Genomic DNA, 15,778 nt, shown 5'->3' with positions numbered 1-15,778 from the left:
CGCCCCCCGCGGGGCCGCGGCGCGGCCGTGCCCGAGGAGGGCAGGTGAACCCCGCCACCGCGCTGTCGTCCGTGCTGGTCGACGAGCTGGTGCGCTGCGGCCTGACCGAGGTGGTGCTGGCCCCCGGCTCGCGCTCGGCGCCCCTGGCCATCGCCGCGCACGCCGACCCCCGGGTCCGGCTGCACGTGCGCGTCGACGAGCGGTCGGCGTCGTTCCTCGCGCTCGGGCTGGCCCGCCGGTCCGAGCGGCCGGTCGCGCTGGTGTGCACCTCCGGCACCGCCGCCGCCAACTTCCACCCCGCGGTGATCGAGGCGCACGAGTCCGGCGTGCCGCTGCTGGTGCTGACGGCCGACCGGCCGCCGGAGCTGCGCGGCACCGGCGCCAGCCAGACCATCGACCAGATCAATCTGTACGGCGGGTCGGTCCGCTGGTTCGCCGAGGTCGGCGTGCCCGAGGACCGCCCCGGCCAGGTCGCCTACTGGCGCTCGCTCACCTGCCGGGCCTACCAGCGGGCACTCGGGCCGGGCGACCCCGGCCCGGTGCACCTCAACCTGGCGTTCCGCGAGCCGCTGATCCCCGACGGCGACGACACCTGGAGCGAGCCGCTCACCGGCGCCGCGTCCGGCCCGTGGGTGCGCGTCCGGGTGGCGCCGCCTTCGGCGGCCCTGCACGTCGCCCCCACGCGGCGCGGGGTGCTCGTCGTCGGCGACGGCGCCGCCAACGTGCGCCGCTACGTCGCCGCCGCCGGCATGGCGGGCTGGCCGGTGTTGTCGGAGCCCACCGGCGGTGCCCGGTACGGCGACCACTCCATCTCGGCGTACCACTTCCTGCTCGGCACCCCCGAGTTCGCCGACGCCCACGTGCCCGACGTCGTGGTGACGCTCGGCCGGCCGACCCTGTCCCGGCCGCTGCTGGCCTGGCTCAGGCGGGCCACGGAGCACATCGTGGTAAGTCCGGACATGTCCCGCTGGCCTGACCCCACCCGGTCGGCCACCCAGGTCGCCGCCGCCGTCGAGATCCCGGTCGCCGCGGGGGACGACTCCTGGCTGCGGTCCTGGCGGTCGGCCGAGGCGGCCGCGCGGGAGGCCGTGGACGCCGTGCTGGACGACTCGGGCGTCAGCGAGCCGCGGCTGGCCCGTGACCTGACGGACGCGCTGCCCAACAACGCGCTGCTGTTCTGCGCCTCCTCCATGCCGATCCGCGACCTGGACCAGGCGATGCGGCCCCGCAGGGGCCTGCGGCTGCTGGCCAACCGCGGCGCGGCCGGCATCGACGGCCTGGTGTCCACCGCGGTCGGCGCCGCGCTGGCGCACAACGGCCCGTCGTACGCGCTGCTCGGCGACCTCGCCTTCCTGCACGACCAGAACGGGCTGATCCTCGGCCCGCGCGAGCCGCGTCCCGACCTGTGCCTGGTCGTGGTGAACAACGACGGCGGCGGCATCTTCTCGCTGCTGCCGCAGGCCGGGCTGACCGCGCCGTTCGAGCGCGTCTTCGGCACCCCGCACGGCGTGGACCTCGCCTACGTGGCCGCGGCCACCGGCACCCCCTACACCCTGCTGTCCTCGGCGGGCGACCTGCCGAAGGCCATCAGGGGGGAGGGGCTGCGCGTCGTCGAGGTGCGCACCGATCGCGCCGAGAACGCCCGGCTGCATGCGGCGCTGCGCGAGGCGGCCCAGGAGGCGGTCATGTCATTTCTCGCGACGACCGGCGAGGCAGAACATCTCGCCACCTAGGGTGTGAATCATGCATGTCGACGAATGGCTGCAAGCCATTGAGCCGGCTTGGATCTGCGTGATCGTCGGGCTGGTCATCGGCTTGGAGAGCCTCGGCATCCCGCTGCCGGGCGAGGTGGTCCTGGTCAGCGCGGCGCTGCTGTCGGCCCAGCACACCGTCAGCCCGCTGTGGGTCGGGGTCTGCGCCAGCGTGGGCGCGATCATCGGCGACTCCATCGGCTACGCCATCGGACGCAGGGGCGGCCAGCCGCTTTTCGACCGGCTCGGCAGGCGGTTCCCCAAGCACTTCGGGCCGTCCCACCTGGTCAAGGCCAAGCAGTCGTTCGACCGGTGGGGCATGTGGGCGGTCTTCTTCGGCCGGTTCATCGCCCTGCTGCGCATCCTGGCCGGGCCGCTCGCCGGGGCGCTGCGCATGCCGTACTGGCGGTTCCTGGTGGCCAACGTGTTCGGCGGCATCCTGTGGGCGGGCGGCACCACCGCGGTCATCTACTACCTCGGCATCGTGGCCGAGCGGTGGCTCAAGGGCTTCTCGTGGGTTGGCCTGGTCGCCGCCGTCCTGTGCGGCGTCGGCACCACCCTGTACCTCAAGCGGCGCGCCTCCCGCGCCGCGGCCGGGCACGCGGAGGACCCCACGGGGGAGGACGCCGGTGACGCGATTCCCGGGACGACGGGGAAGGCCGTGCCCGAGGTGGCCGGCTAGGCCGCACCACCCGGGGTGCCCGCCAAGGACCCGCGTGCGGGATCACCTCTCGGAGACGCCGGGTACCGGATCTACTTTGTAAAGGCGCCGGGTCGTTCGCCACACCAGACGTCACAGAACCAGACCCCCACCAGGGTCAGCGCTCGATGAGCGTGACCTCCAGCGAGTAGTGCGCGGCCCGGTAGACGTGCGACCCGTGCTCGACGGCCCGGCCCTGGTCGTCGTAGGTGGTGCGGGTCATGGTGAGCAGCGGGGCGCCGCGCCGTTCGTCCAGCAGGCGGGCCTCGGTGTGGGTGGCGGCCTTGGCGCCGATGCGCTGGTTGGCGACGCGCATGCGGACCCCGGCCGCGCGCAGCAGCTCGTACAGGCCGCGCTCCTCCAGCGCCTGCGCGGTGAGCGGCCCGAGCCCCACGGGCAGCCAGTTGTGCAGCAGCGCCAGCGGCTCCCCGGCGGCGTACCGCACCCGCTCGACGTGCACCACCTGCGTGCCGGCCGCGACCCCGAGCACGGCCGCGATCTCGTCGTCGGCGCCCACCGGCTCCAGCGCGAGCACCCGCGTGCTCGGCTCCTGCCCCGCGCGCCGCAGGTCGTCGTACAGGCTGGTCAGCTCGACCGACCGCTTGACCTGCCCGTGCACCACCTGGGTGCCGACCCCGCGTTTGCGGACCAGCAGGCCCTTGTCCACGAGGTACTGGATCGCCTGCCGGATCGTGGGGCGCGACAGCCCGAGCCGGTCCGCCAGCAGGATCTCGTTGTCCAGCCGCGACCCCGGCACCAGGTCGCCCCGCCGGATCGCCTCGGCTATCTGCTCGGCCACCTGGAAGTAGAGCGGCACCGGGCTGGACCGGTCGAGATCGATGTCGAGTCGAGTGCTCATGGCGTACTCCCGGCTCCGTGACCGACCGCTTACGGGGAGAGGTTAGCGGACGTCAGAATGTCCTGACAAATCCTGACGCCAAGTGAACGGGCCGGTCAGGGTGGCACGCCGTTCCGTGGCCCGGTGAGCCGTCCGCGTCCCGCTGTTCCGCTCGTGAAACGTGCAGGGACGCCGGGATAGGTCCGAATGTCACGACAAATTATTGACAGAATGGTTACGCGAGGTTACAAACTCTGGCATGCGGCCGATCTCGTCCTCCGGGACGGTACGGGAGGTGTCCATGAGACTGACCACGCGGTTGGCGGCGGCGCTCGCGCTCGGCGCGCTGGCGCTCGGCGGCTGCTCCGGGGGCGGCCAGGCCGCCCCGTCCGCCGGGGCCTCGGCGCCGGCCTCGCAGGGCCAGGGGAGCGGGAGCACGTTCGCCGTGATCACCCACGGCGCGCCCGGCGACGCGTTCTGGGACGTCGTCAAGAACGGCGCCGAGGCGGCCGGCCGCCGGTACGGCGACACGGTGACCTACCAAGGCGACGGCGACCCCGCGCGTCAGGCCCAGCTCATCGACCAGGCGGTCAGCCAGAAGACGGGCGGCCTGGTGGTGTCCATGGCCAACCCCGACGCGCTGCGGGAGTCGATCGGCAAGGCGGTGGCCGCCGGGATCCCCGTCGTCACCATCAACTCCGGCGGCGACCGGTCCAAGGAGTTCGGCGCCGTCACCCACGTCGGGCAGTCGGAGGAGGTGGCCGGGCGCGGCTCGGGCGAGAAGCTCAAGGCCGAGGGGGTCACCAAGTTGCTGTGCGTCATCCACGAGGCCGGCAACGTCGGCCTGGACCAGCGGTGCAACGGCGCCACGGCGACCCTCGGCGGCACGGTGGAACGGCTGCAGGTGGACGTCAGCAACCTCGCCGACGCCACCTCCAAGATCAAGGCGAGACTCCAGTCGGACACCTCGCTGAACGGCGTGCTCACCCTCAACCCGGCGGTCGCCGTCGCCGCCCGCGACGCGATCGCGGACGGCGGCTCCACGGCCAAGCTGGCGACGTTCGACCTGTCGGCCGACGTCGTGGACGCCATCGAGGCCGGGGAGATCCTGTTCGCGGTGGACCAGCAGCAGTACCTGCAGGGCTGGCTGCCGATCACCTTCCTCCACCTGTACAGGTCCAACCTCAACACCGTCGGCGGCGGCCTGCCGGTCAACACCGGCCCCGGCTTCGTCACCAAGGAGAACGCGGCGCAGGTCGCCAAGCTGGCCGAGGCCGGCACCCGGTGACGACCGTCACGGCCGACGAGCGGATCGCGGGCACCGGCCTGGCGCGGCGCCTGCTGATCCGCCCGGAGCTCGGCTCGGTGGTCGGCGCGGTGGCCGTCTTCGCGTTCTTCTCGGCCGAGGCGCCGGTGTTCCGCTCCGCCGACGGCGTGGCCAACTGGCTGGACCCGGCCTCGACGCTCGGCATCATGGCGGTCGCCATCGCCCTGCTGATGATCGGCGGGGAGTTCGACCTGTCGGCCGGCGTGCTCACCGGTACCACCGGGCTCGTGCTGGTCACCCTGGCCACGCGGTACGGGTGGAACGTGTGGGCGGCCATGGCGGCGGGCCTCGTGCTGGCGCTGGCGGTGGGCTTCGCCAACGGTGTGCTCGTCGTCCGCACCAGGCTGCCGAGCTTCATCGTGACCCTGGGGGCGTTCCTCATGCTCCAGGGGCTGAACCTCGGCGTCACCAAGGCGCTCACCGGCACCGTGCAGGTGAGCGGGCTGCGCAGGGCCGAGGGGTACGAGGGGGCCCGGGCGCTGCTCGCGGGCTCGGTGACCGTCGGCGGGGTGGACTTCCGGGTGGCGATCTTCTGGTGGATCGGCGTGACGGCTCTCGCCACCTGGATCCTCATGCGCACCCGCGCCGGGAACTGGATCTTCGCGGTGGGCGGGGACGAGCGGGTGGCACGCGCCGTCGGCGTCCCGGCCGCCCGCACCAAGATCGCCCTGTTCATGGGCACCGCCGTCGCCGCGTGGCTGGTCGGCTCGATCATGGCGCTGCGCTTCACCTCGGTGCAGGCCAGCGCCGGCATCGGGCAGGAGTTCGTCTACATCATCGCCGCCGTGATCGGCGGCTGCCTGCTGACCGGCGGGTACGGCTCGGCGATCGGCGCGTCCATCGGCGCGATGATCTTCGGCATGGCGGACAAGGGCATCGTGTTCGCCGGCTGGGACGCCGACTGGTTCACGTTCTTCCTCGGCGGCATGCTGCTGCTGGCCACCCTCACCAACCGCCTGGTCCGCCGCTACGCCGAGGAGGTGCGGCGATGACGGCCCCGCCGCTGCTGGAGGTCCGCGACATCGGCAAGACCTTCGGCGGCGTGATCGCCCTGCGCGGCGTCTCGACCCTGGTCCGGGCCGGTGAGGTGACCTGCGTCCTCGGTGACAACGGCGCTGGCAAGTCCACCCTCATCAAGATCCTCGCCGGCGTCCACCAGCAGGACACCGGCGAGTACCTGGTGGACGGCGCCCCTGTGCGCCTCACCGGCCCCCGTGAGGCCCTCGACCGCGGCATCGCCACGGTCCACCAGGACCTGGCGATGATCCCCCTGATGTCCGTCTGGCGGAACTTCTTCCTCGGCTCCGAGCCCGTCAAGGGCCCCCTGCGCCGCCTCGACGTGGCCAGGGCCAAGCGTGTGGCCCGCGAGGAGCTCCGCGCCATGGGCATCGACATCCGCGACGTCGACCAGCCCGTCGGCACGCTGTCCGGCGGCGAACGCCAGTCGGTGGCCATCGCCCGCGCCGTGCACTTCGGCGCGAGGGTGCTCATCCTTGACGAACCCACCTCCGCGCTCGGCGTCAAACAGGCCGGCGTCGTGCTCCGCTACATCGCCCGTGCCCGTGACCGCGGCCTCGGTGTGGTCTTCATCACCCACAACCCCCACCACGCCCACCCGGTCGGCGACCGCTTCCTGGTGCTGAACCGCGGCACCAGCCTGGGCCACTACGACCGCGACGCCGTCACCCGTGAGAAGCTCACCACGCTGATGGCCGGCGGCGCCGAGCTGGACGACCTGGCCCGCGAGCTGGACCGCCCCGCTAGCCCTCCAGGGCCTGGCGCATGACGCGGAACTTGGCCTGGGCCTCGGCGAGCTCGGCGGCGGGGTCGGAGTCGCTCATGATGCCGCAGCCGGCGTACAGGCGGGCGGTGTTGCCGTCGATCTCGGCGCTGCGCAGGGCGATGCCCCATTCGCCGTCGCCGCGGGCGTCGATCCAGCCGACGGGGCCGGCGTAGCGGCCGCGGTCCATGCCCTCCAGCTCGCGGATGACGTCGAGGGCGACGCCGGTGGGGGTGCCGCCGACGGCGGCGGTGGGGTGCATGGCGGCCACGACGTCGAGCACCGAGGCGCCGTCGGCCAGTCGGCCGTGCACGCGGCTGGCCAGGTGCTGCACGTTGGGCAGGATCAGCAGTTCGGGCTCGTCGGGCACGGTCAGCTCCGCGCACAGCGGGGCGAGCGCGTCGCGGACCGAGGCGACGGCGCAGACGTGCTCGTACCGGTTCTTGGGGGACTCGAACAGCGCCGCGCCGCGTTCCTTGTCCTCGGCGGGGGTGGAACCGCGGGGGGTGGTGCCCGCCAGCACCAGCGACTCGATGGACTGGCCGGTGTGCCGCACCAGCAGCTCGGGGGTGGCGCCGACCAGGCCGTCACAGGAGAACGTGTAGCACTCGGGGTAGGCGCGGGCCAGGCGGTCCAGCAGCAGGCGCACGTCGATGTCCCGCTCGGTGGTGGCGATGAGGTCGCGGGCCAGCACGACCTTCTCCAGCCGCCCGGACCGGATCTCGCCGACCGCCCGGGCCACCGCGTGCTCCCACTCCGGCGCGGTGCGCGACCCGTCGGCGTACAGCACGCCACCGGGCGCGCGGGGGGACGCCATCAGGTCGATGGGCGGGTCGCCGACCGTGGTCAGCCAGGCGCGGCCGTCGCGGCGGCCGAGCACGATGCGGGGGACGACGAGCACCGACCCGGCGGAGGCCGGGTCGAAGGTGAACGAGCCGAACGCGACCGGCCCTGACCCGGGTACGAGCACGTCGTCGTCCACGCGGGTCGCGGCGAACGCGCGCGCCAGCCAGCGGCGCGCCCAGTCGAAGCGTCCCGCGCCCGGCGGCACCGTGACCCTGGCGGCCTCTCCCCAGGCGACCAGGCCGTCCCCCTGGTGGATCCAGGCGTAGGGGGGTGCCTGCGGCAGGCGGGCGACCAGGTCCTCCGGGTCGTGAACGGGAATGGTGCGAACCAGCGGGGGGCGGGTTATCCCGAGCGCGACACTCACCTTGCCCACCTTATGCGGAAACTGAACGCGTTCGACATCGGGGGCGCCTCTCACAGCACTGCCCACGGAACGTGATGCCACGCCGTCCCACGCTGCACACGCGTCTTCCCATGTCAAGCCGCGATAGGAACTTGGTCAACGGTAGCAACGCCTTGCTCAGAGGTAATAGAGCAGGTGGTCGCCGATCTCTACCTTGGGTGCTCGTTCCTCGATCTCTTCCGGGATCGGATGGTGTCCCAGGCGGAGGTGCCCATGGTCAGAAGGATCGCGTTCGTGCTCGCCGCGGCGGTGGCGTGGACGCCGGGTACGGCCGTGGCGCTGGCGGCCGACCCGGTCCCGCCGGTGATGGCGGCGCTCGGCGACTCGATCAGCGCGGGCTTCAACGCCTGCGGCTGGTACGTCTCGTGCACCTCGCGGTCCTGGTCGGCGGGCGACCACCCGGGGGTGAACAGCCACTACCTGCGGCTGCTCGCGCTCGGTCCCGCCATCAAGGGGCACAACCGTAACTTCGCGGTGCCGGGGTCCACCAGCGCCGACATGGCGGCCCAGGCGCAGAAGGCGGTGGCGGCCAAGGCGGCGTACGTCACCCTGCTCATCGGCGCGCAGGACGCGTGCGTGGAGAGCGAGTCCAAGATGACCCCGGTGGCCACCTACCGCGCCCGGATCGACCGGGCGCTCGCGGTGCTCGCCCCGTCGGGGGTCAAGGTGTTCGCGGCGAGCATCCCCGACCTCAAGCGGCTGTGGCGCATCGGCAAGGACAACGTCCTGGCCAAGTCGTTCTGGACGATCGGCCGCATCTGCCCCACGATGCTGGCCAACGCCGGCTCCGACGCCAAGAAGGACCAGGCCCGCCGTGACCGTGTGCGCGAGCGCGTGCAGGCGTACAACGCCGCGATGGCCGAGGCCTGCGCGGCGTACACGCCGGGGTGCCGCTACGACGGCGGGGCGGTGTTCTCCTATCCCTTCACGCTGGACCACGTGAGCAAGTGGGACTTCTTCCACCCCAACGCGGACGGCCAGCGCGCCCTGTCGCAGGCGACGTTCAAGACGAGTTTCCCCTTCGACCGCGCACCGCTGGCCCGCGACCAGCCGCTGGCGCAGCCGAAGCCCGAGCCGGACGCCCCCGACCAGCGGACGCCTCCGGCGGAGGACCCGGTGACACCGCCTCCGCCGCCCGTGACCCCGGAGCCGTCCCTGCCGGCCGAGGACGCCGTCGCCCAGCAGCCCGCCATCCGGTGACGGTCACCCGCGCGGCGGCAGCGGCGGCACGGTGAGACGGGGCCGGTCGGCCGGGTTGGGCGTGTGCGGGGGATGTTCGGTCAGGGCCTCCAGGGCGAGGTCGATGGCCCGCTCCAGCTGGGAGTCGACCCCGCGGGCGTACTCCTGCGGGGTGATGTCCACCTCGACGTCGGGGTCGGTGCCGTAGTTCTCCACCCGCCAGCCGACGTCGTCGAAGGCGAAGGAGAACTCCGGCTGGGTGGTGACGGTGCCGTCGGCGAGCTGGTGGCGGGGCCAGATGCCGATGACGCCGCCCCAGGTGCGTTTGCCGACCAGCGGGCCGAGGCGCAGCAGTTTGAACGTGTGGCTGAAGATGTCGCCGTCCGAGCCGGCCAGCTCGTTGGTGATGGCCACCATCGGGCCGCGGGGCGACTCGGCGGGGTAGGGCTCGGGCAGGCCCCAGCGCGGGAAGTCGTAGCCGAGCCGCCGGCGGGCCAGTTTCTGCAGCAGCAGGCCGGAGACGTGGCCGCCGCCGTTGAAGCGGACGTCCACCACCAGGCCCTCGCGGTCGTGCTCGGCGAGGAAGCCGCGGTGGAACTCGGCGTAGCCGAGGGGGCCCATGTCGGGGATGTGCAGGTAGCCGACGCGGCCGTCGGTGCGTTCGTGGACGCGGGCACGGTTGGCCTCCACCCAGTCGCGGTAGCGGGCGGGCTGCTCGTCGGACATGGCCTTGACCGTGACGGTGCGGGGCGGGCCGTCGCCGCGCCGGACGGTCAGTTCCACCTCCTGGTCGGCCTGGTTGACCAGCAGCGGCGCCGGGCCCGCGGGAGTGGTGACCGGCCGGCCGTTGACCGCGACGATCACGTCGCCGGGCCGTACGTCCAGTCCCGGGCGGTTGAGGGGCGAGGTGGCCTCGGGGTCCCACGGGTCGCCCTGGACGACGCGGGTGATGACGTGCGCGCCGTCGCGGTACTCCCAGTCGGCGCCGAGCAGGCCCTGCCAGTAGTGGGGGCTCTCGCGGTACTCCCCGCCGCCCTCGTAGGCGTGGGACGTGCCGAGCTCGCCGTGCAGCTCCCACAGCAGGTCGGAGAACTCGCCACGGGTGGCGATCTTGTCGACGAGCGGCAGGTAGCGGCGGTACACGCCGTCCCAGTCGATGCCCGCCATGTCCTCCACCCAGAAGTGCTCGCGCTGCAGGCGCCACGCCTCGCGGAACATCTGCCGCCACTCGGCGTCCGGGAGCACCGACACCTTGACGCGGTGCAGGTCGATCCAGCCGGCGGCCCGGGTGGTGGCGTCGTCGTCGGACGGGCTCTCGCCGGCCTTGACGACGCGCAGGCGGCGGCCGGAGCGGTAGAGCAGGGTGCTGCCGTCCTGGCCGAGACGGAAGTCGGACACGTCGCCCGCGATGGTGTCGAGTTTCTGCTTGCGCAGGTCGTAAGCCTGCAAGGTGCCGGAGACCGGGTCGGCGTACTCGTCGCCGCGGCTGCCGGAGACGGGATACACGATGAACAGCACCTTGTCCTTCAGGCCGGCGACGCGGTGGTACCGGCCCTCGGGGACGGGGAAGGCGATGACGCGGCGCTCGATGCCGTCCAGGTCGATGCGCAGGCCCTCCTCGTCGCCGGACTCGTCGTCCTCGGTGTCCTCGGCAGTGCCGGTGGCGGCCTCCGCGGGGTCGCTGTCCTCGTCGCCCGCGGGGGCGCTCGTACGGTCGGTGCCCTTCTTCGCGGTGTCGTCGCCCGACAGGGGACGGGGTTCGAGGACGAACGGCGAGCCGACGTCCTCGCGCAGCGTCACGGCGTAGGGGCGGGTGCCGAGGGGGAAGCCGAGGTCGAACTGCAGGGAGTCGTACACGGGGTTGAAGACCCGTTCGCCGATGAAGTACAGGTAGCGGCCCTCGGGGTCGAAGGCGGGCATGCCGTCGCGCAGCACGGGGCGGGTGACGCGGTGGGTCTGCCCGGTCGCGGTCCGGTAAAGCTTGATCACCGTGCTGTGGGCCGTCTCGGGGCAGGAGTAGGCGAGCCAGTCGCCCTCCGGGGACCAGGTGGGGTCGGTGATCCGGGCGTAAGGGGCACGGTCGGCGACGGTGAGGACGGCTTCCTCGCCGGGGGCCGAGGGCAGGTCGATGACGAGCAGCTCGTTGCGGTGGTTGGTCACCGCGATGCGGTCGGTGCCGGTGTCGGGGGACACCTCCAGGTGGATGGCGCGGCCGGTGTCGAGGCCGGTCAGGCGGATCGGCTCGGCGCTGCCGTCCGCGGTGAGCACGACGAGGACCTCGCGTTCGCCCTCGTCGCTCGCGGCGGCCACGAGGCGTTCGTGGCCGGGGAGCCAGCTCAGCAGGCGGTAGCGGACGCCGTCGGGCTCGCCGTGCTGGCGGACCGGGCCCTCCCAGTTGCCGAACGAGTAGGCCTTGCCGCGCGTGGTGACGGCGAGGCCGCTGCCGTCGGGGGCGAGCCGGGCGCTGTCGAGGTAGCGGGCCGCGGAGGCGAAGCGGCGGTTGCGCTGGGTGCGGGAGCTGCCGAGGCGCACGTCCAGGCGGCGGGACTCACCCTCGGCGGGGTCGAGCAGGTACAGGTCGCCCGCCGCGTGGTACACCAGGCGCGTGCCGTCGCTGGACAGGTTGCGGGCGTAGTAGTCGCCGTGGTCGGTGTGGCGCCGCAGGTCCGTGCCGGCGGGGGTGCAGGAGTAGACGTTCCCGATGCCCTCGTGGTCGGACAGGAAGTAGATCCGTTCCCCCGCCCAGCACGGGGAGGCGAGGTTGCCGGCCAGGGCGATGAGGCGGGCGAAGCGGCCGTCGCCCTCCCTGTCGATCCAGAGGTCGCCGACGGTGCCGCCACGGTAACGCTTCCAGCGGGCCGGGTCGGCGGTGTTGCGTCCGAGCACCACGGCGCCGCCGTGCCCGTAGGTGATGGTGTTGGCCGGTCCGTGCGGCAGCGGTTCCGAGTGCCCGGCGGGGTCCACGCGGTGCAGCCATTTGCGCCGGTTGAAGGGCTGGCGGGCGTCGCTGGCGTAGATCACCGCCCCGTCCGGCGACCACGCCGTCACCGTGCACAGCGCTCCGTCGTAGGTGAGCCGCCGGGCCGATCCGCCGTCGGCGGGCATGACGTAGACCTCCTCCGGTCCCTCCTCGCGGCCGACGAACGCGAGCAGCCCGCCGTCCGGTGAGAACCGGGGGTAGGTGGCCTCGGCGAGCCCGGCGGTCAGCCGGAACGCCCGCCCGCCCTCGTCGGACACCATCCACAGGTCGTCCTCGGCGGTGAACACCACTACCTGCCCGAAGATCGCGGGAAACCGGATATATACGGACATCAATCCTCACGTTCGTTCCGGAGGGCTCTGCACTGCTGAGCGCCCATCTTCCCCGCTCCGACCCCTCTCGCGGTAACCGTGCCCCTACCTTCCGCCGTCCTCATGATCGGCCGTTCCCGCCGTGGCGTCGAGGGCGGCCTCCGGTTCGTCCCCGAGGAGGGCGCCGCGATCGTGTCCGTGCCGAAGGCAGAGCACGATCACACGGGCGTGGGCCTCGGCCGGTCCACGCGGGCCGACCTGCCGCGGCTGTTGAACGCAGCACACGTGGGACGAGGGGATCCTCCGCCTCGAACTGCAGCCCGACGACGACGCCTGCCGGTTGGTGTTCACCACGGTCGTCAGCGGCCGCGGCTCGGCGCCCGCGCTGGGACTGTGAAGCCGATGATGCGGCTAATAGCTGTATTAGCCGCATCATCGGGAGTAAGTACCCCAGAGGGGGACAATCATCACCTATATGGCGTTAAGTGGGTTATTGGGGGATTGGGGAGAGGTACTCCCGGAGATGCCGGGCCGTCAGGGTGTCGCCGGCGGCGATCAGATCGGCCGGGGGGCCGGTGAAGACCACGCGGCCGCCGTCGTGGCCGGCACCCGGGCCGAGGTCGATGATCCAGTCGGCGTGGGCCATGACGGCCTGGTGGTGCTCGATGACGATGACCGTGTTGCCGGTGTCGACCAGGCGGTCGAGCAGGGCCAGCAGACGGTCCACGTCGGCCAGGTGCAACCCCGTGGTCGGCTCGTCCAGGACATAGATGGCGGACTTCTCAGCCATGTGGATGGCCAGCTTGAGGCGCTGCCGTTCGCCGCCGGACAGGGTGGTGAGGGGCTGGCCGAGGCTGAGGTAGCCGAGGCCCACGTCCGCGAGGCGGTTGAGGATGGTCCGGGCGGGGCCGGAGGTGAAGAAGTCGCGGGCCTCGGCGATGGACATCAGCAGGACCTCGCTGATGTTCTTGCCGTTCAGCGTGTGGGTGAGCACCTCGGGGGTGAAGCGCCTGCCCTCGCACTGCTCGCACACCGACGCGACCCCGGCCATCATCGCCAGGTCGGTGTAGACCAGGCCAAGACCCTTGCAGGCGGGGCAGGCGCCCTCGGAGTTGGCGCTGAACAGGGACGCCTTGACGCCGTTGGCCTTGGCGAACGCCGTGCGGATCGGGTCGAGCAGGCCGGTGTACGTGGCCGGGTTGCTGCGCCGCGAGCCGCGGATGGGGGACTGGTCGGCCACCACGACGCCGTCGAACCGCGGCAGGTAGCCGTGGATCAGCGAGCTCTTCCCCGACCCGGCGACCCCGGTGACCACGGTCAGCACCCCGAGGGGGATGTCCACGCTGACGTCCTTGAGGTTGTGCAGGGTGGCGCCGGTGATGGGCAACGTCCCGGTGGCCGCGCGCGGCTTCTCGCGCAGCGTCACCTTGTGGTCCAGGTAACGCCCGGTCAGGGTGTCCGAACGCCGCAACTCCTCGACGGTCCCGGTGAAACAGATGCGCCCGCCGGCCGGGCCCGCGCCCGGGCCGAGGTCCACCACGTGATCGGCGATGGCGATCACCTCGGGTTTGTGCTCCACGACGAGCACCGTGTTCCCCTTGTCCCGCAGCAGCCGCAGCAGGGTGTTCATGCGCTGGATGTCGTGCGGGTGCAGCCCGGCCGTCGGCTCGTCGAAGACATAGGTGACGTCGGTGAGACTGGAGCCGAGATGGCGCACCATCTTCACGCGCTGCGACTCCCCGCCGGACAGCGTGAGGGAGGGACGGTCCAGGCTGAGGTAGCCGAGCCCGATCTCCACCAGGTTGTCCAGCGTGCCACGCAGCCCGGCGAGCATCGGCGCCACCGACGGCTCGTCCAGCTCGGCCACGAACCGTGCCAGCTCGTTGATCTGCATGGCCGAGCACTCGGCGATGTTGCGCCCCTGGATGGTCGACGACAACGCCGCCGGATTGAGCCGGGCCCCCTTGCACTCCGGGCAGGTCGCGAACGCCACCGCCCGGTCCACGAACGCCCGCATCTGCGGCCGCATCGACTCACGATCCTTATTGAGGAACAGCCGCCGCACCTTCACCGCGAGCCCCTCATAGGTCATGGTCGACCCACCCACCTTGACCGGGGTGGCCGCCTTGAACATCAGTGCGTCCCACTCGGCCGGCGACAGGTCCCGCAGCCTGGCCGCCGGATCGAAGAACCCCGAAGAAGCCAGAATCTGCCAGTACCACCCCCCGACGTCGAACCCCGGCACGGTCACCGCACCGTCGTTGAGCGACCGATCGACGTCCACCAGTTGGTACACGTCGATGTCGGACACCTCCCCGAGCCCCTCACAGGCCGGGCACATCCCCTCCGCGGTATTGAAACTGAACGCGGAGGACGTACCGATGTGCGGCGTACCGAGCCGGCTGTAGATGATCCGCAACATGGTGTAGGCATCGGTCGCCGTCCCCACCGTGGAACGGGAGTTGGCCCCCATCCGCTCCTGGTCCACCATGATCGCCGCACTGAGATTGTGCAGCGCATCGACATCCGGCCGCCCAAGACTCGGCATGAACGACTGCACGAACGCCGTGTAAGTCTCGTTGATCAGCCGCTGCGACTCAGCGGCGATGGTGCCGAACACCAGCGAACTCTTACCGGACCCGGAAAGCCCGGTGAACACCGTGAGACGCCGCTTAGGTATATCGAGCGAGACACCCGTGAGGTTGTTCTCCCGAGCCCCCCGAACCTGAATCACATCATGACTGTCCGCCGCATGACCCGCGCCCGTCATCGCGCCACCCAGAAGAACCGTACCGGAGAGTACGTCATAGCGACCCTTTCTCATGGTGGAGGAACACCGCCGACAACCCCGGCGCCTACCTCAATTCTTTCATTGACACCACGTTTGAGACTTGACGTAGCCCATACCGCCAAATCTCAATGTTTCTCCCGCCAAAGTCTCAAACATCACGTCAAGCCGCCCCATCAACCGCACAGCCCCGACACGCGCCTCCAGCCGACACTTCGAACGCCCCCGAAGCGATGCCGCCCAGCAACCCACCCCACGCCGCCAAAACCTCGACCCACTAAACGCGCACCTACGCCGCCCCCCATGCGACCTCCGTGGCGCCCACGGAAACGGCCCCCGCATCTCCACCACCTCCCACCGCCGGCCGCAAATAAGCACGACGGAGGGAGACGCCGGCAGGAGTCTGTAGGTGGGTGAGAGCGAGGGTGAGGGCCCCGCCGACCGCCGGGGAAGGACGGCGGGCAGCGGGAGTCTGTGGGTCGGCGGATGAGGGCGAGGGCCCCGTCGTCCACCACGGGAAGCGCGAGGAAGGGGCGGTGGAGGGCGGGAGTCTGGTGGGGGGGATGGATGAAGCGAGGGCCCCACCGCGCGCCTGGGGGAAGCGCGGGGAAGGGAGGGAGTGCGCGGGGTAGGTGAGGCGAGGGCCCCGTCGTCCGCCAGGGAAGGCGGGGGGAAGGGGGAAGGGCGGGCAGGCAACCTGTGGGGTGCGTGGGTGAGGGCGAGGGTCCCGCCCTCCGCCAGGCCAAGTGCGGGGAAGGGACGGCGGGAGTGCGCGGGGTAGGTGAGGCGAGGGCCCCGTCGTCCGCCAGGGAAGGCGGGGGAGAGGAAGGGAGGGCGGGCAGGAATCTGTGGGGTGCGTGGGTGAGGGCGGGGGG

At 71.9% G+C, this 15,778-nt stretch carries 10 protein-coding genes; 6 read left to right on the top strand and 4 right to left on the bottom strand.

Features of this window, described 5'->3' with window-relative positions; translation table 11 throughout:
• Positions 1 to 44: 44 nt before the first annotated feature.
• Positions 45 to 1,733: a 2-succinyl-5-enolpyruvyl-6-hydroxy-3-cyclohexene-1-carboxylic-acid synthase gene (menD, locus tag ABGB17_RS26705; protein WP_347634281.1), complete on the top strand. Its 1,689-nt coding sequence runs from the start codon at positions 45 to 47 to the stop codon at positions 1,731 to 1,733.
• Positions 1,734 to 1,743: 10 nt separating this feature from the next.
• Positions 1,744 to 2,433, top strand: coding sequence for a DedA family protein (locus ABGB17_RS26700; protein ID WP_347634279.1), 690 nt, complete (start codon positions 1,744 to 1,746; stop codon positions 2,431 to 2,433).
• A gap of 136 nt (positions 2,434 to 2,569) precedes the next feature.
• On the opposite strand, the gene ABGB17_RS26695 is transcribed toward ABGB17_RS26700, so the two are convergent.
• The gene (locus ABGB17_RS26695) at positions 2,570 to 3,310 is read right to left on the bottom strand and encodes a GntR family transcriptional regulator (RefSeq protein ID WP_347634277.1); all 741 of its coding nucleotides are present in this window, start codon (positions 3,308 to 3,310) and stop codon (positions 2,570 to 2,572) included.
• Between the two features lie 280 nt (positions 3,311 to 3,590).
• On the opposite strand from ABGB17_RS26695, the gene ABGB17_RS26690 reads away from it, so the two are divergent.
• The 3 genes from ABGB17_RS26690 to ABGB17_RS26680 are packed head-to-tail and all read left to right on the top strand — an operon-like array spanning position 3,591 to position 6,402.
• On the top strand, positions 3,591 to 4,577 hold the full coding sequence (locus ABGB17_RS26690; protein ID WP_347634275.1) for a sugar ABC transporter substrate-binding protein: 987 nt from the start codon (positions 3,591 to 3,593) through the stop codon (positions 4,575 to 4,577).
• Complete coding sequence (locus ABGB17_RS26685; protein ID WP_347634273.1) at positions 4,574 to 5,608, top strand: ABC transporter permease; 1,035 nt, start codon at positions 4,574 to 4,576, stop codon at positions 5,606 to 5,608. Before ABGB17_RS26690 ends, ABGB17_RS26685 begins: the two co-directional genes overlap by 4 nt.
• Positions 5,605 to 6,402, top strand: a complete 798-nt coding sequence (locus tag ABGB17_RS26680; protein ID WP_347634271.1) for an ATP-binding cassette domain-containing protein — start codon at positions 5,605 to 5,607, stop codon at positions 6,400 to 6,402. Before ABGB17_RS26685 ends, ABGB17_RS26680 begins: the two co-directional genes overlap by 4 nt.
• Here the strand turns inward: ABGB17_RS26680 and ABGB17_RS26675 are convergent.
• A complete protein-coding gene (locus ABGB17_RS26675; RefSeq protein WP_347634269.1) occupies positions 6,377 to 7,606 on the bottom strand; it encodes an isochorismate synthase in 1,230 nt (409 codons plus the stop codon). The two genes, ABGB17_RS26680 and ABGB17_RS26675, sit on opposite strands and share 26 nt — an antisense overlap.
• Before the next feature lie 252 nt (positions 7,607 to 7,858).
• Here ABGB17_RS26675 and ABGB17_RS26670 point away from each other — a divergent pair, with 252 nt between their 5' ends.
• Positions 7,859 to 8,845, top strand: coding sequence for a GDSL-type esterase/lipase family protein (locus ABGB17_RS26670; protein ID WP_347634267.1), 987 nt, complete (start codon positions 7,859 to 7,861; stop codon positions 8,843 to 8,845).
• Positions 8,846 to 8,848: 3 nt separating this feature from the next.
• On the opposite strand, the gene ABGB17_RS26665 is transcribed toward ABGB17_RS26670, so the two are convergent.
• Entirely contained in the window at positions 8,849 to 12,136 is a 3,288-nt protein-coding gene (locus tag ABGB17_RS26665) for a PDZ domain-containing protein (protein WP_347634265.1), read from the bottom strand.
• A gap of 469 nt (positions 12,137 to 12,605) precedes the next feature.
• Positions 12,606 to 14,885 carry an excinuclease ABC subunit UvrA gene (locus ABGB17_RS26660; protein WP_347634263.1) on the bottom strand — a complete coding sequence of 760 codons (2,280 nt, stop codon included), beginning with the start codon at positions 14,883 to 14,885 and terminating at the stop codon, positions 12,606 to 12,608.
• Positions 14,886 to 15,778: the final 893 nt, after the last annotated feature.

Origin of the sequence: Sphaerisporangium sp. B11E5, assembly GCF_039871875.1 — a bacterium.
Taxonomy (GTDB): Bacteria; Actinomycetota; Actinomycetes; order Streptosporangiales; family Streptosporangiaceae; genus Sphaerisporangium.
The sequence above is the reverse complement of the archived record's forward strand: the minus strand, read 5'-3'. Positions and strand labels throughout refer to the sequence as shown.

Bases quoted from the DNA above. Each gene is read 5' to 3' on its own strand.
- ABGB17_RS26700 (WP_347634279.1), top strand. From the start codon at position 1,744: ATGCATGTCGACGAATGGCTGCAAGCCATTGAGCCGGCTTGGATCTGC.
- ABGB17_RS26695 (WP_347634277.1), bottom strand. From the start codon at position 3,310: ATGAGCACTCGACTCGACATCGATCTCGACCGGTCCAGCCCGGTGCCG.
- ABGB17_RS26690 (WP_347634275.1), top strand. From the start codon at position 3,591: ATGAGACTGACCACGCGGTTGGCGGCGGCGCTCGCGCTCGGCGCGCTG.
- ABGB17_RS26680 (WP_347634271.1), top strand. From the start codon at position 5,605: ATGACGGCCCCGCCGCTGCTGGAGGTCCGCGACATCGGCAAGACCTTC.
- ABGB17_RS26670 (WP_347634267.1), top strand. From the start codon at position 7,859: ATGGTCAGAAGGATCGCGTTCGTGCTCGCCGCGGCGGTGGCGTGGACG.
- ABGB17_RS26665 (WP_347634265.1), bottom strand. From the start codon at position 12,136: ATGTCCGTATATATCCGGTTTCCCGCGATCTTCGGGCAGGTAGTGGTG.
- ABGB17_RS26660 (WP_347634263.1), bottom strand. From the start codon at position 14,885: ATGACGGGCGCGGGTCATGCGGCGGACAGTCATGATGTGATTCAGGTT.